This is a genomic window from Legionella sp. PATHC032 (assembly GCF_026191185.1).
GTDB lineage: Bacteria > Pseudomonadota > Gammaproteobacteria > Legionellales > Legionellaceae > Legionella.
Genome location: NZ_JAPHOV010000001.1, coordinates 750,444 through 767,689 on the forward strand (window position 1 = coordinate 750,444; position 17,246 = coordinate 767,689).

Consider the following 17,246-nt stretch of genomic DNA (forward strand, 5'->3'; position numbering starts at 1 on the left):
GACTGGTTTTACACAAAAGTATTAATGATTCCTCTAGTCCACACCTACGTGATTTATTGTTTGCATGAATTCATCGGCATTAAGCTCGCCGACTTTTTTCAATTTATCGAGTTGTATGCCCTGAGCATTAAAAAAGATAAAAGTAGGGGGAGCTACTACACGGAAATGCTGCATTAATGCTCTGTCGTTTTGATTATTGGCAGTTACATCCACTTTTATAACGATAAAATGGCTTAATGCTCTTTGTACACGAGGATCTTTGAACGTCGTGTTTTCCATCACTTTACATGAGGCACACCAGTCAGCATAAAAATCAAGCATCACTGGTTTTCCAAACGCTTGTTTTATAGCCAGTTCAACACTTTTGACAGATTGGGCTTTGGCTGATTCAAAAGCGTTGGTTACAGTAGGAGCTGCTTGCAAGTTGGCTAAAGGCTGTAAAGGGTTGGAAGATCCCATGCTAGCCCCAATGAGAATTAGCAATCCATAGGTTAATAGAATGATACCGATACCTTGACAGAGCTTTTCCTGGTTTGTATTCGATTTGGTTAAGGCACCTGAGTAAATACCAGAAAAAATCAGGAGACAAGCCCATAGTCCCATGACCAGGCCTGCTGGTAAAATGCGTGCCATCAGATAGATAGCAACAGCAAGAAGCAATATGCCAAAAAAAGCTTTAACGGCATTCATCCAGCTTCCTGTTTCGGGCAGCCATTTACCGGCAGAAGTCCCTATCAGCAGCAATGGAGTACCCATGCCTAGGCTTAAGGTAAATAGAGTGACACTGCCGAGTAATACATTTCCGGTTTGTGCTATGTAAGTTAATACTCCAATTAATGGGGCTGTGACGCATGGTGACAGAATGAGTGTGGACAAGCATCCCATGATGGCTGCTCCAAGATAGTGTCCGCCACGTTGTTCACGACTTGAGCCTACAATTTTACTTTGCCATGCATCAGGTAGTCTGAATTCATAAAAGCCAAACATGGACAACGCCAGCAAAACGAATATCAGACTGAAGAGACTGATAGCCCATGGCGATTGCATACTGATTTGTAAATTGGCTCCAAGGAGGGCAACGACAGCACCCACAACGGCATAAGTGACAGACATGCTGAGCACGTAGCTTAATGACAGGAAAAACGCTTTTTTCGTGGTTGCAGTCTTTCCATGGCCAACAATAATGCCTGAAAGGACAGGAACCATTGGAAGTATACAAGGCGTGAAGGACAGGAGCAGGCCAAACCCGTAAAATATAAGCAAAATCATTATCCAATTATGATTCGCAAAAATAGCAGCAATATCTTGTTCCGATTTTTCAGGCTTTTCAGGGGTGGCTTCCGCTGGTGCCTTCAATGTTTCCAAATCGACTTGGGAAAGGGCCAGTTTGTCATCAATTGCCAGTTTGATTTGCCTTGCCTCCGGGGGATAACAAAAACCATCGTCAGCACATCCTTGAAAACGCAAATTGACTATTGTTTCTCCAGGGGTAATGCCAAGGACTCCCACAGGAAGAGTTAGTTGATTGCGGTAAACCTTAAAGGTTCGTCCTTGTTTATCCGTTTTGGTTAAGGGGGTAGGGAAGCGAAGGGTTCCAAGCTGTGCAATGTCATCATTATCGGAATTTAATTGAATACGGTCGCTATATAAAAAATACTTGGGCAAGATATCCCATTGTATGGCAAAGGTATTAGGATCTATTTTTTTTACATTAACCTTAAATACTTCAGAAGCTGGCAAGGGCTCAGCATGAACAAAAAGGGAAGTTAAAAATAATACGGATAATAAGAGCCATTTTTTCATTCGATATCTTTTACTGTTACTAATAAACATTATTGTAGACGCTGTAATCCCAAATCCAAAATTTTTTTTGATTTTACCCTTGAAAGTTTGTTTCTTGTCCCCATATGGCTTTCATCGGTATTGTTTGACCTAAGGAAAGCAATACTTAAATGATTTAAAGTTTAATTTAATCAGGAGAGAAAAGTATGAAAATTCGTCCTTTACACGATCGCGTTGTTGTTCGTCGTATGGAAGAAGAGCGTACCACTGCTGGTGGTATTGTTATTCCAGATAGTGCTACCGAGAAGCCTATGCGCGGCGAGATCATTGCTGTTGGCGCTGGCAAAGTATTAGAAAACGGTGATGTCCGAGCTTTAGCAGTTAAAGTAGGTGATGTGGTATTGTTTGGCAAGTACTCTGGTACTGAAGTTAAAGTTGATGGAAAAGAATTAGTTGTGATGCGCGAAGACGACATCATGGGTGTAATCGAGAAGTAATCTAATTGTTTAAAGGAGACAATGATAATGGCTAAAGAATTACGTTTTGGTGATGACGCTCGCCTACAAATGCTTGCTGGCGTTAATGCATTAGCAGATGCAGTTCAAGTTACTATGGGTCCACGTGGCCGTAATGTTGTATTGGAAAAATCTTATGGCGCTCCTACTGTAACCAAAGATGGTGTGTCTGTTGCCAAAGAAATTGAATTTGAACATCGCTTCATGAACATGGGCGCCCAAATGGTTAAAGAAGTGGCTTCTAAAACTTCTGATACTGCTGGTGATGGTACTACTACTGCGACGGTATTGGCTCGTTCTATCCTTGTTGAAGGTCACAAAGCAGTTGCTGCTGGTATGAATCCAATGGATCTCAAACGCGGTATTGATAAAGCAGTATTGGCAGTTACCAAAAAATTACAAGCAATGTCTAAGCCATGCAAAGACAGCAAGGCTATTGCTCAAGTTGGAACTATTTCTGCTAATTCGGATGAAGCGATTGGTGCTATCATTGCTGAAGCAATGGAAAAAGTTGGTAAAGAAGGTGTTATTACCGTTGAAGATGGTAATGGATTGGAAAATGAGCTTTCTGTTGTTGAAGGTATGCAATTTGATCGTGGTTACATTTCTCCATACTTCATCAACAACCAACAAAACATGAGCTGCGAACTCGAGCATCCATTCATTTTATTGGTTGACAAGAAAGTTTCCAGTATTCGTGAAATGTTGTCAGTATTGGAAGGCGTTGCTAAATCTGGCCGTCCTTTATTGATCATTGCAGAAGATGTTGAAGGCGAAGCGTTAGCTACCCTGGTAGTCAACAACATGCGCGGTATTGTAAAAGTATGTGCTGTCAAAGCGCCTGGTTTTGGTGATCGTCGCAAAGCGATGCTGCAAGACATTGCTATTTTGACTAAGGGTCAAGTTATTTCTGAAGAAATTGGCAAGAGCCTGGAAGGTGCTACTCTGGAAGATCTTGGTAGTGCTAAGCGAATCGTTGTTACCAAAGAAAACACTACTATCATTGATGGTGAAGGTAAAGCAACTGAAATTAATGCTCGTATTGCTCAAATTCGTGCACAAATGGAAGAAACCACTTCTGATTACGATAGAGAAAAATTACAAGAGCGTGTTGCTAAATTAGCTGGTGGTGTTGCTGTCATCAAAGTTGGCGCTGCTACAGAAGTTGAAATGAAAGAGAAGAAAGCTCGTGTTGAAGATGCTCTTCATGCTACTCGCGCTGCAGTAGAAGAAGGTATTGTTGCCGGTGGTGGTGTTGCCCTGATTCGTGCTCAGAAAGCTCTTGATTCATTGAAAGGCGATAATGACGATCAAAATATGGGTATCAATATTTTACGTCGCGCTATTGAGTCTCCAATGCGTCAGATTGTTACTAACGCAGGATACGAAGCTTCTGTTGTAGTGAACAAGGTAGCGGAACACAAAGACAACTACGGTTTCAACGCTGCAACTGGTGAATACGGTGATATGGTTGAGATGGGTATTCTTGATCCAACCAAAGTAACCCGTATGGCTCTGCAAAATGCGGCTTCCGTAGCCAGCCTGATGTTGACTACTGAGTGTATGGTCGCTGATCTGCCTAAGAAAGACGAAGGTGTTGGTGCCGGAGATATGGGCGGCATGGGCGGAATGGGTGGCATGGGCGGAATGATGTAATTTTCTCCCGGTTATCCAATAAAAAACCCGCTGTAAAGGCGGGTTTTTTATTGATGTCTATTTTGTTCTTTAACTATTTTGAACTATCCTTAATAACGTGAATAAATAACAAGGAAAGAATAATGAGTAAAGTAATTAAAAAGCTGGAAGTTGCTCTTGCTGATACTTATGCGTTGTACCTGAAAACACAAAATTACCATTGGCACGTTACCGGACCTCAATTTAAAAGTTTGCATGAATTATTTGAGATGCAATATAAAGAACTGGCGGAAGCAGTGGATCAAATTGCAGAACGAATTCGAATCATGGGTCATAAGACTCCTGCTACCTTTACTGAGTTTAATCAATTGAAAACGATTAAAGATGGTGATTCCGGATTGAGTGCTAATGAGATGGTCAGTGAGTTAGCAAAAGATAATATGATGATAGTAAAAGATTTGAATCAGGCAATTAAAATTGCTCAGGAAAATGAAGACGAAGGTACGGTGACTATTCTAAGTGATCGAGTTGCTGCTCATGAAAAAGCTCATTGGATGTTATCAGCCTCAAAGGAAAAGAAATAAAGTACTCATTTTATGTATCAGCTGATATGGAATCAGTGTCTGTCTTCAAATAATGGGATGTTTACAAAAATTTTCAAAGGCCATAAATGGATTTTGTCATCCGTTGATATGGAATAATGTGTATTTGTAAACACCCCTGTTAATGATGCTTTTAAATTGTAGTGCAGAGTAATAATTCATCCTTGTATGAATGAGAGTGTAGTCGTAAAATGATCGATTCATTGATTTGGCAGCACCATTGGCTAAGGATTGCTTTGTGTTTCGATTTTTATTTCCCGTCAGTCTTTTTATAAGTTCCATTCTCCTGTTCAGCATTCAACCCATGGTTGCAAAAGCAATACTCCCAATTTATGGGGGGACACCGGGTGTGTGGACTGTTTGCGTGCTTTTTTTTCAGTTTATTCTGCTCATTGCATATGGCTATGTATGGCTTTTAAGTCAGATTAAGAAACCTGCAGTTTGGCGTTTAATCCATATGGTTTTGGTTGTCTTAAGTTTTACAACTTTTCCATTGTTGTTTCATCCTGCAGTGAGGGATGGACAACCTGAGTGGGTGATTCTACATAATTTGTTGATGCAACTGGGTTTGCCTTTGTTAGTGATTGGCGCTTCTGCTCCTCTATTACAATTTGCCTATAGCCAGACAAAAAGCAAAGGGGCCTCAGATCCTTATTATTTGTACATATCCAGTAATCTTGGAAGCTTGAGTGCCTTGCTTTTTTATCCATGGGTTATCGAGCGATTTATTGGTTTGACTCATCAATTTTATTTCTGGAACCTTGGATTTGCCATTTATTTGCTACTTTTGGTAACGGTCTTATTTTTTACAAAATACCAACCCTTAATGTTAACTGAAAAAAAAGAGGTAGATTTTTTGTCGTGGCGAGAGATAACCTATTGGATTTTTTTGAGTTTTGTCCCTTGCAGCTTGATGTTAGGAGTTACTTTATATATAACAACTGATGTTGCCGCAACGCCATTGTTCTGGGTTTTGCCTTTAGCACTTTACCTTTTGTCATTTGTATTTACCTTCACGGCTAACCCCCTTATTTCACAAAAATGGATTTCTCGTAATTGCCTGTTTTTTCTGGTTTTTACAATTCTTGGGTTCATTTTTGGGGTTAGCCAAATCAGAGTGTGGCAATTGGTGTTATTTAATCTATTAAGCTTTTTTATTTTGGCTTTACTGTGTCATGGCCAGTTATTTGCACGAAGGCCTAAGCCACATAAACTCACGTTGTTTTATTTTTGCTTGTCCATCGGAGGAGTTTCAGCAGGGATTTTTAATGGAATTTTAGCGCCTAATTGGTTTAATTATGTTTATGAGTACCCTTTAGCCATTTTATTAAGTTTATTCGCTCTTCCTCTGCCAAAAACTAACCGGGGATGGTGGGTGCCATTAGTTGTTTTGGTTTTGCTGTTGCTGCATTATTTCATTCCTACTGTTCCTTGGTTTAAAAGTATTACAACTTTTCACATCCTTGCTATTTTGGCGCTTGGAGTTATTGTGATTTGGCATCGCAATAAAATGAATCTTGTACTATCCATGTTTATTTTATTTGTTTTCCTTTATTTTCCTCCGTTGCAAGACAAACAGATTTTGCTCAAGGAAAGAAATTTTTACGGTGTCAAGCAAGTCTTCAAAAAGGATGATGTGCATGCATTAATAAGCCAATCAACCCTTCATGGGATGCAAGTAATGAATGGGGAAAGATCAAGTTATGGAACAAGTTCCTATTATGGGGCCATAGCTCCGATAGTCGATATTCTGAAGAAAGAGTTTCATCCGCTTTCTGTGACGATTATGGGATTGGGAGCAGGAACGCTGTTGTGCCAATTTCGGGCAACTGATTCCGTAAAGGTTATTGAGATTGATCAACAAGTAATTGATTTAGCTAAAAATAATAAATTATTCACATACATACGTGACTGTTCTCCATCAGCCGAGATTATTAAACAGGATGGTCGATTGGCCTTGGTTAATATGCCAGATGCTTCGCAGAATTTGCTAATTTTGGATGCATTTAATTCAGATGCTATTCCTGTCCATCTGATGACACTTGAAGCATTCACATTATATAAGAGGAAAATTGTCGAAAATGGAGTTATTTTGGTTAATCTAAGTAACAGACATCTGCAAATGCTCCCGGTCATTAATGCAATTGGACGTTCTTTGGATATGATAACTTTATTTTTAGCGCATAAGGGGGATAAGAAATTAGGGCAATTTAACTCAGAATGGGCTTTGCTTACCTCAAATCAATCCTTGGCGTTTCAAGTGATGAAAGGAACAAACTGGAAATTTGTAGCAGATGATGATCAGTTTTTATGGACTGATGATTATTCTAATATTATTCCATTGCTGAAATGGTAGGGTAAAAAGATAAGCTATCAAATTCATTTGTAGTCTTGTTCTATCGTGATGCGGGCTGTATATTGCCAATTGTCAATACACCCTGACTTATATTTCAGCAAGGTTTCCTTTTGTTTCTAGCCAGATCTTTCTATCGGCTGCTCGTTTTTTGTTGAGCATCATATCCATAATGGCTTCCGTTTGCTCTTCATCATCAAGAGTAAGTTGCACCAGACGTCTTGTATTGGGATCCATTGTGGTTTCTCTAAGTTGAATGGGATTCATTTCACCTAATCCTTTGAATCGTTGCACATTCACTTTTGATTTTGTGGTTTGAGTGAGATGTTGAACGATTCTATTTTTTTCTTCATCATCCAGGGCATAATGAATCAGCTTCCCTGCATCGATTCGATAGAGTGGGGGCATAGCTACAAAAACATGACCTGCTTTAACCAGAGGTTTGAAGTGTCTTAAAAACAAGGCACATATCAATGTTGCAATATGAGCTCCATCAGAGTCTGCATCAGCAAGAATACAGATTTTTCCATAGCGAAGACCCTCAAGATCACTGGAGCCAGGATCGACGCCTATAGCAACAGATATATCATGAATTTCCTGGGAAGCCAGAACTTGTGAAGAATCTACTTCCCATGAATTAAGTATTTTTCCACGTAAGGGTAAAATGGCCTGATAATCTTTATTGCGGGCTTGTTTGGCTGACCCCCCAGCCGAATCTCCTTCAACCAGGAACAGTTCCGCTTGACTTAAATCCGTTTGCAAGCAATCGGCTAATTTTCCAGGTAAAGCTGGCCCCTGGCTGACGCGTTTGCGTGCCACTTGCTTGGCTTGTTTTAGTCTTTTCTGTGCGCGTTCTATTGCGAGGGCTGCTAAGGCTTCGCCTTGGTTGCGATGCTGATTCAACCAAATTGCAAAAGCATCTTTTATAACATTACTAACTAATCCTGAGGTTTGGCGTGAGCTCAATCGCTCTTTGGTTTGTCCTGCAAATTGAGGCTCTTTCATTTTGACTGACAAAACGTATTGGCATGATTCCCATAGATCATCTGCAGTCAATTTTACTCCGCGAGGAAGAAGGTTTCTCAGCTCACAAAATTCAGACATGGCTTCAAATAATCCTGAACGTAATCCATTGACGTGAGTACCGCCTTGTATTGTCGGGATTAAATTCACATAACTTTCATTTAAATTGCCATTAGCAGAGTCTGACCATGCCAAAGCCCAATCAACGGTTGCTTCATCACTTTTGAATGCGCCGGCAAAAGGTTCTTCAGGCAAATAATCTTCAGGCAAGGTTTGCCTCAAATAATCAGTTAAACCTTGTTCATAACACCAGTTCATTTCTTCATTGGTGATTTTATTGATAAAGGTCATGGACAAGCCACTACACAATACCGCTTTTGCTCTCAATACGTGAGTCAGGTGTTTTACAGAAATTTTTGTGGTATCAAAATATTTGCCATTAGGCCAAAAACGTATAACAGTACCAGTCTCTCTTTTTTTTGTAACCCCGGTTTCATTTAATTCACATAATTTGTCACCATTAGCAAAGGTCATTTGATAAATGATCCCATTGCGCTTTATGGTGACGTCAAGTCGTTCTGACAAGGCATTTACCACGGACACCCCAACGCCATGCAAGCCACCAGAAAAGCTGTAGTTTTTATCTGAAAACTTACCTCCGGCATGAAGTCGAGTCATAATAACCTCGACACCACTTAAGCCCAGTTGAGGATGCAAATCGACTGGCATACCTCGGCCATCATCCTCGACTTCAATAGAACCATCTTCATGTAACGTAACAATAATACGGCTAGCAAATCCAGCAAGTACTTCATCTACGCTATTATCAATCACTTCCTGAGCCAAATGGTTGGGGCGTGTCGTGTCGGTATACATACCGGGACGTCGTTGAACAGGCTCAAGACCACTTAAGACTTCAATCGCTTCCGCAGTGTAGTTTTCTGACATGGGTATTCACTCAAATATTAATTGTAATTATTCTATCACAAACATTCTTTTGCTCAGAGTGGTATGGTATTTTTATTGCTACTATCACCTCTCTCTTGTTAGAGTGTAGTTATCATTATTTGTGGCAAATTCCATGCAAAACACCGCTGAAATTAATCAACTATCAGTTGCTTTTAAAAGCCCTGATAATACAGTTCTGGCTTTGGATAAATTAAGTTTTAGTCTAAATCCAGGGGAGACTTTGGTTTTACTTGGGGAGTCAGGATGTGGTAAATCGTTAACCTCATTGGCCATGATGAGGTTGCTGCCCAGAGCAGGAGTCTATGGGATTGACAGCCAAATCAATATTCACGATGAAGACATCTTAAATTTACCTGAGAAAATGATGAGGGAGTTAAGGGGGCGCAGGCTTGCGATGATTTTTCAAGAGCCGATGACTGCCTTAAATCCTGTACTAACAATCGGAGAGCAGATCGCTGAGGTTTTAAAAAGGCATCGGTCTTTGACAAAAGAGCAACTAAAAGAAAGAGTAATATTGTTATTGAATGAGGTAGAAATGCCTCAACCGCACATGAGAATTTATCAATACCCACATCAATTGTCTGGTGGTCAAAAGCAGAGAGTGGTTATTGCTATGGCCTTGGCGTGTGAACCAGATATCCTTATTGCTGATGAACCTACTACGGCTTTGGATGTGACTATCCAGGCTCAAATACTGGCGTTACTAAAAAAAATACAAAAGAAACATCATATGAGTTTGTTATTAATTACTCATGATCTGGGTGTGGCTAAAACCATGGCTGATAGAGTTTGTGTGATGTACGCAGGACAAGTAGTGGAACAAGCATCAGTGCAAGATTTTTTTTCAAAAGTGAGTCATCCCTATGTACAGCAACTTTTGGCATCCTTACCTTCATTTGCAAAAAGAAATGAGAGACTATCTATTATTAGCGGTATGGTGCCTTCTTTAGAGTCTATGCCTTCAGGGTGTCGCTTCCACACACGCTGTATTTATGCTTTTGAACGATGTCATCATGAGGAGCCTCAATTACAAGAAGTTGAACAGCGTCTATTGAGATGTCATTTGTATCCTGATATCAAAGAATTGCCATTACTGGATAAAAATAAAATCAGCTGGGTTCCTTCGGTTGAAAAACAAGAGATCGTGTTCACAGTAAATGATTTATCAGTTCATTTTATACATAAGAAGGGATTTTTGAGCCGTAAAAATACCATTTTCAAAGCCGTTGATGGTTTATCATTCACTCTTTCCAGAGGTAAAACCTTGGCTTTGGTTGGTGAATCGGGCTGCGGGAAAACAACAGCAAGCCGTGCTTTGCTGAGGTTATTGCCAGTTGCCGGGGGGAAAATCAGATATAAGGATAGAGATGTATTGTCTATGACAGGAGGTGTGTTAAGAAGATACAGAAAAAAAGTACAGATTATTTTTCAAGATCCTTTTTCTTCTATGAATCCACGCATGACTGTTGGAGAGATCATAGCAGAAGGGATGCATGCACAAGGGATGAAGTCTTCTTACATCAGAAAACAACAAAAATCCCTAATTGAGCAAGTTAACTTACCAAGTGCCAGTCTGCATCGATACCCCCATCAGTTTTCCGGTGGACAAAGACAACGGATCTGCATTGCGAGAGCTCTGGCAACAGAACCCGATATTTTAATCTGCGATGAGCCAACCAGTGCTCTTGATGTATCGGTTCAGGCACAAATTCTTAATTTGTTAAAGGAATTGCAACAACAAAGAGGTATTTCTTATTTGTTTATAACCCATAACATGGGGGTTGTCTCTTATATCGCTGATGATGTATTAGTCATGAAAGACGGCTTGGCTGTCGAATATGGATCATGCGAAAAAGTACTTCGGCAACCCGAACATCCTTATACCAGGCAGCTGTTAAATGCTGTCTTGGATATTGAGTAATATTTCAAATTTTCTTTCACATTTATCTGCTACATTTTATGCAGCTTATATATAATGAGGGCATTCTATTTTTCAGGGAATTCAAGGCATGAAAATCACTCGAAATCAATTAAATTTCAAAGGTATAAAGGAATTTACGGGTTGTTTGGCAAGAAATGATGAACAAATTGAATTCATTAATAATGAGATCAAACTCTTGAAGGAATTAATCGAATTCAATATTCTGAAGGGAATCGATGAAAACAAATCACAATCCTTATTTGATGCAGTGATTGAGGCAGTAGAAAAAGCTGGTTTGGATGTCGAGAATGATTTGCTTATACAATTTATTCGAGCCACATCAGCGATTATCGACTCCAAATCGACAGACCTTCCTGAGTTGGTTTCCTTATTAACGGTACTCATCAAATCAAGTAATAATTGCGACAAATCAGAATTGATGAGATATTGCCGTCTTATCAATAAGCTTGAAAAAACGGATGACAAAACCTTAGAACAATGGATAAAAATACTGACCATACTTGGAAGAAATGTTGAGTCTGTAAAGGCTGATTTATTATTCAATGTTCAGTCTTGGCTTGAGATCCATAGTGTCTTATTAGACGATATTTCTTCTTTATTTGACTACCCTCCTTATCCCACATTAGATGTTTTTTCTGAGAAATTACGCGAATACTCAAGAGAGTTAAAATTATATATTGATTCATTTGATAGAGATCCAACAGGAGCCAGAGCTTCCAAAGTGAATCAAGAGGGCATTTTGCTTAAAACAAGAGAGCAAATTCTTAATGAGCAATTTGATGCAAGTCAAATTCAAGAGGTTGTTGCCAGGATTCAAAGTGTTGATAATGGGGCGGGTTTATCGTGTAAAGAACAATATGAATTGGCTCAACAAGTTGTATTTATCAATGCGATAGGCAGGGATTTTCCTCTAAAAATAGCGAATGCAACCTATACTGATTTAACTCAATTAGGCAGAGATAAGTTGCAGGAGTTGTCTGATTTTTTAATTATAGAGATGAGAAGACTGGATATTCGCAAAGAGGATAAATTGCGAACTCAATTGAAGTTAGTCGCAGTAATGCGAGAGCAGTATTTTCGTAGTACCGGCTTACTCTTTGATACTACACAAATGATTTCTCTTTTATTGTCTTTACATCATCAAGAACAAAATGTGTTGCTGGAAGTCAGTTCTAATGAAAACTCGAGTGCTCCACCTGCAGCAGTCCTTGCGGCTATGCAATGGGTGCTTGCGGCGGGTGGTACAGTCGACGTGTGTTTTGCAAATCACAGATTAATAGCTCAGGGTTATCTTGAAAAAGGTGATAGAGATTTCTTTACCTGTTTGGGTATACCTTCCTCTGTGGTAGAGGCGAATTCTGAGTTTGGTACTTACCGGGTTGGGGGTATTAATTACTCGACACTTTCTGATTTGACCTCCTATCGCTCTCACGCAGCGGTAGAGGATGAAGAACTGTCTATAGATAGATACGGCCATCCTGTTTCCAGCCATCTCATTCTTAATGACATTGATTTTTCTAATGTAGACGATAGAATTTTATCTCATTTTTTTTCACTGTTTGATGATTATAAAGGAAAAGGACGTGTCCTCAGGATCACCGAAACAGAGGGAACTGCTGGTGAAATGGTTGGGCAAACCAGACGATTCGATATGGATGTGGGTTATCGGATTTTTCCAGCCAGGAAGAATTTGCGAGAAGAATTAAATACGCAAAATTCAGCTGATGCACGAAGAGAAGAAGCAGTTAAACAGTATATCATTCAATCTGTTTCTAATATTCAACAGGTGGTGTTAAATCAATTGGAAGAATGGCAAGCATTTTTGCATTTGATTTACCCCAAGTCAGAATGGAGACAGCTGGATAATGAATTATTTGCGCAAAGAAACGATTTGATTGATTCGCTAAAGAAGCAATGGACAAAGTGTTTGGAAGATTCTGATCCTAAAAAAATGTATCCAAACCCCTATGTCCGCAGGGATGTTTTTCAGCGCTTACAAACCAGGGAATTGGAAAAGGCAATTCAAGTCTATGAGAAATCCGTTTCCAGCATTTGGAGTCTAAACCGAAATCAGTTGAAAGCAAAAACAGAAAATAAATTCTCCAATGACTCTGTCAATGCATTACGTTGTAAATATTTGGAAGAGGTCAATTTAAGTGAGCAAATACAGTGGAGTAAATTATCAGCTCGTTTAAAGAAAAAGGAAGTAGCTCAAGAGAAAAAGCGCAGTCATCGTCACCTTGAATCAGCAGTAGAAGTAACTGGCGCTATGTTAAGCTACCATGATGGTGATTCAGAGCCCTATCGATTAGCTTTTGTGAACAGCCAACTGAAATTGTGGATCAGGGATATTAGCAAAGAAATCAATAACTCCTCGTTACCGGCCAGTGTTAAACAAGGTCTAATAGAGAGGGCTAATAATGCAGATAACTTTCTTGCTCTCGAGTTGTTATTAATTGATTATGAAAGCAGATGGTTAGACAAGGAGAAATTGAGCGAAAAATTCCGCATGCAGCCAATCATCAGTGACATGCTGAGAGTCTATCAGCTAGCGGGTTTTGAAGAGCATAAAGAACTTCAGATTTTAAAAGAAACCTATCTGGATAATACTGCAGAGCAAATCATTCATCATCTTGACAAGACATTGGCTTGGGCTAAGCCTGAAAACAGAGGTCCGTGGTATTGGATTGAGCGGTCAGCGGTAAAAACAGCAGCGAATGAAATATTGGCTTTGGTTAATGAAGTAAAACAAGCGAGAGATTCTTCATCCAAACAGGTAGCCATCAAAAAATTATATAAAACTTTATGCAAACATCAAGCTCAATTGGACGATGTTTGGATCTTTTCATTTGGCCACAAAAATACACGTGATTTGATTCATCAAACATTAAATACCATGGATGGTTTAGCTGTTCTGGGTAGAGACGAAGGGGTGCTGGATATTAATTTTATTCAGGAATGTAAAGAAGAAGCGCAATACTATTTGTTACAAGAGAAATTCAGTTCTATTTTAGAAGAATTTGAAAAGAATAACAGTCAGATCTTAAATGCCAATTCTGAATGGCAAGAGGTTAAAAGGCAACTTCAGCAAAGGCAAAATGAGAATTGCAAGGTTTATACATTGAATGAAATGTATTATGTTCTTTGCAAAAAAATCAATGAATTATCCATTTCATATTCCTTATTGCGTGAGCCTTTGGTGCAATTACGAGGGATGATTCGCACTCTTTGGAATAGTTTTCAGGAAAAACACCAGGATATCATTGATGAGTCAAAATATTTTGATTTTAAAGCGCAAAAAATTAAAGAAGAGCTAGAGGGGATAGAAGGATATTCTGTTCTTAACGTGAAAGTAAAAAAAGGATATACAGGATTTAATGAGTATGTAGAGTTAATTATTGAAGGAGAAGGGACATCCCCATTATTCGAAGGATTTATGCAATATAAATCCCGGTTAACTGAATTAACAGAGGCGTACCGTCAGCTCGAATTTTCTATTAAACAAAATAAATTAGAGCTTCACAACTTGAATAGAATCCATGCCAAGCAGTTACCTTTTTTGAAAGACCGCATCAAGGGCAATACCGAAGTAGAGTTGTTTCCAGAGCAATGTCGAAGCAAAGTGAAGGAGATTCTAACATTAAAGGAGTGGCTTAATGGACAAATACCTGAAGACCTCAGCCAGTTTCCTGAAAACATGCAAAATCATTTTCTTGACAGAAATACGTTAAAAAACATCGATAGAAATACGATGACTTTGGAGCAAATCGCTCAGATAAAAGATGGGCAGTTAAAAGCGGATCTTGCCGAATTATATAATAAAATGCATAAGCTCAATGAAGAACAGCCCAAATCATGGTTTTCTGCGATGACTCACAGGATTGTTCATTTGATTCCCGATATTTTCGGTCAGGAAGAGACCGAGGATGATTGGAGATATCAATTTAATGAATTGCATGGACGCCCAGATAGCATTTTACAATCATCGCTAACTAAAAAAATAATGACAAAATATGAGACATTGGTTAATGAATTGGTTTTGATTCAACACAATTTGGTACAACAGCTGGACTCTAATAACAAAAAAATTCAATTTTTAAGAGATAAGATTCTTGAAGAAGAAAGGAAAACCAATACCATTATCAAGCGTTTTGATGACCTCAATGATTTTTATGATTTTGAGACTAAACTAAAACGTTTTAAAGCTGTACCTCCAATAAATCCAGTAAATGAGGCTCCGATAGAGTCTAAAAAAAGGATACTTTCTTATGATGAAGAGGAATTTTTCAATCCTGAAGCAGAGTTGCAGACGGATACTTTAATGCAACCTCAAATGGTTTTTAATATTTAAGGTGAGTGATGGATAAGTATCGTCTCGAAATCTTGACACGAAACATGAAATCCCATACGGAGCTTCGAGACGGCATACATGCCTCCTCAGCTCGAACAGTTCGAGATAACGACCTATCTTATCCATAACTTACGTTATTTAATGAATACCAAAAGAGATATGGTGAACCTGGGCAAAGAACTTTATTTGTGATTCTTTAAATACAAGTCCTGTATTATTGGCTTTTCTTTAATGCTGTTCGGGTTATTTTTAATCCGAACAGCATTGCTGGAATGCAGATAACGCAGCGTCAATAGGGTAGAAAATATTATTTATTAATTAATTCAATAATAAAATTCATCACATTATCCAAATTGATCAGTTGTGTTTCGCTTGAAATTCGAGCTTTGTACTCAACACAACCTTGCTCCAGGTTTCTCTCACTGACCACTAATCTATGAGGAATTCCTATTAAGTCATTATCAGCAAATAATACACCTGCTCTTTCATTACGATCATCGAGTAATACATCAATGCCATGAGATTTGAGTTGCTGATAAAGTGACTCCGCCTGTTCTTTAACCGCTTGTGATCTCGCACCATTAAGAGGAATGATATTGACTTGGAAAGGTGCTAAAGCTTGAGGCCAGATGATTCCGTGCTCGTCATGGTTTTGCTCAATCGCGGCAGCGACTACACGAGTGATCCCTAATCCATAGCAGCCCATGATCATGGTTTGTAATTGCCCTTGCTCATTGATAACAGATGCATTCATGGCTTTGGCATATTTATCACCCAATTGGAAAACGTGCCCTACCTCTATTCCACGACAGCAGTGAAGCATTCCTTTTCCATCAGGGCTTGGATCACCTTCCTTAACATTGCGTAAATCATAGGCATCATTGTATTTTGCATCGCGCTCCCATGCAGCGTTCATAAAGTGTTTATCTGCCTGATTGGCACCACAGACAAATGAAGACATGGCTAATGCATGATGATCAACAATGACAGGAATGTTTAATTTGATTGGTCCTATGGAACCCAAGGGAGTTTTTAGCGTTTTTAAAATCAGTTCCTCATCAATAAAAGACAAAGGAGAGTGGACTAAGGGATGTTTTGTCGCTTTGACCTCATTGAGTTCATCGTCTCCTCTTAAGACCAGAGCCACCATAGGATGTTCCTTGCCTTTGACAATCAAGGTTTTGATGGTTTGATTACTGGCGATACCAAGAAAGTTTGCCACTTCATCAATTGTTTTTTGATTTGGGGTATCGACCAATGCAATTGTTTCATCACATGGCTTATTCGTTTTGGGTGGTTTTAAGCTGGTCGCTTGTTCAATATTCGCAGCATAGTCACTGGAGTCACTATAAAAAATCAGATCTTCGCCCGATTCAGCCAGTACCTGAAATTCATGGGAAGCAGAACCACCAATTGCTCCTGTATCGGCTTCAACCGCTCGATATTTGAGTCCCATTCTATCAAAAATCCTGCAATAGGCCTGATACATATCTTTGTAAGTCTCTTGCAGACTTTCTAGGCTGAGGTGGAAGGAATAAGCATCTTTCATAATAAACTCACGGGCTCGCATTACCCCGAACCGTGGCCTTATTTCATCGCGAAATTTGGTTTGAATTTGATAAAAATTGACTGGCAATTGTTTATAGGATTGCAATTCATTACGCATGATATCGGTAATGACTTCTTCATGAGTTGGCCCAAAGCAGTACTCTCTTTGATTGCTGTCTTTCATGGTTAATAATTGACCACCAAAGGATTCCCAACGTCCTGTTTCTTGCCATAACTCAGCAGGCTGTACCGCTGGCATAAGCAGTTCCATAGCATGAGTTTTGTTCATCTCTTCCCGAACTATGTTTTCAACTTTACGAAGTACTCTAAGGCCAAGTGGCATCCAGGTATAAAGTCCTGAGCCAAGCTTACGAATCATACCTGATCTTAACATTAATTGATGGGATGCTATTTCTGCATCGTTGGGAGTTTCTTTTTGAGTGACTAAAAACCATTGAGATGCGCGCATGTCTATTCCTGGATTTCTATAAATAATCAAGGTGGATATTATATACTTATCACCATT

9 protein-coding genes are annotated in these 17,246 nt (G+C 39.2%); 6 read left to right on the forward strand and 3 right to left on the reverse strand.

Features of this window, described 5'->3' with window-relative positions; all coding sequences use genetic code 11:
- Positions 1-33 precede the first annotated feature (33 nt).
- Positions 34-1,803 carry a protein-disulfide reductase DsbD gene (gene dsbD, locus OQJ02_RS03455; protein ID WP_265717881.1) on the reverse strand — a complete coding sequence of 590 codons (1,770 nt, stop codon included), beginning with the start codon at positions 1,801-1,803 and terminating at the stop codon, positions 34-36.
- 185 nt (positions 1,804-1,988) lie between these two features.
- On the opposite strand from dsbD, the gene groES reads away from it, so the two are divergent.
- The 4 genes from groES (at position 1,989) to OQJ02_RS03475 (ending at position 6,890) form a co-directional block, all read left to right on the forward strand.
- Positions 1,989-2,279, forward strand: coding sequence for a co-chaperone GroES (gene groES / locus OQJ02_RS03460; protein WP_010946424.1), 291 nt, complete (start codon positions 1,989-1,991; stop codon positions 2,277-2,279).
- Positions 2,280-2,306: 27 nt separating this feature from the next.
- Positions 2,307-3,953, forward strand: a complete 1,647-nt coding sequence (gene groL, locus OQJ02_RS03465; protein ID WP_062727207.1) for a chaperonin GroEL — start codon at positions 2,307-2,309, stop codon at positions 3,951-3,953.
- 122 nt (positions 3,954-4,075) lie between these two features.
- Complete coding sequence (locus tag OQJ02_RS03470) at positions 4,076-4,516, forward strand: Dps family protein (RefSeq protein WP_265717882.1); 441 nt, start codon at positions 4,076-4,078, stop codon at positions 4,514-4,516.
- Between the two features lie 256 nt (positions 4,517-4,772).
- Entirely contained in the window at positions 4,773-6,890 is a 2,118-nt protein-coding gene (locus tag OQJ02_RS03475) for a spermidine synthase (protein WP_265717883.1), read from the forward strand.
- 87 nt (positions 6,891-6,977) lie between these two features.
- Here the strand turns inward: OQJ02_RS03475 and parE are convergent, their stop codons facing one another.
- The gene (gene parE / locus OQJ02_RS03480) at positions 6,978-8,858 is read right to left on the reverse strand and encodes a DNA topoisomerase IV subunit B (RefSeq protein ID WP_265717884.1); all 1,881 of its coding nucleotides are present in this window, start codon (positions 8,856-8,858) and stop codon (positions 6,978-6,980) included.
- A 133-nt stretch (positions 8,859-8,991) separates the two neighbouring features.
- Between parE and OQJ02_RS03485 the strand changes: the two genes are divergently transcribed.
- Together OQJ02_RS03485 and OQJ02_RS03490 are read left to right on the forward strand one after the other, a co-directional pair.
- Positions 8,992-10,800: a dipeptide ABC transporter ATP-binding protein gene (locus tag OQJ02_RS03485; RefSeq protein ID WP_265717885.1), complete on the forward strand. Its 1,809-nt coding sequence runs from the start codon at positions 8,992-8,994 to the stop codon at positions 10,798-10,800.
- Positions 10,801-10,888: 88 nt separating this feature from the next.
- Positions 10,889-15,172: a hypothetical protein gene (locus OQJ02_RS03490; RefSeq protein WP_265717886.1), complete on the forward strand. Its 4,284-nt coding sequence runs from the start codon at positions 10,889-10,891 to the stop codon at positions 15,170-15,172.
- Positions 15,173-15,479: 307 nt separating this feature from the next.
- Here OQJ02_RS03490 and OQJ02_RS03495 read toward each other — a convergent pair whose 3' ends face one another.
- Entirely contained in the window at positions 15,480-17,189 is a 1,710-nt protein-coding gene (locus tag OQJ02_RS03495; RefSeq protein WP_265717887.1) for a proline--tRNA ligase, read from the reverse strand.
- Positions 17,190-17,246: the final 57 nt, after the last annotated feature.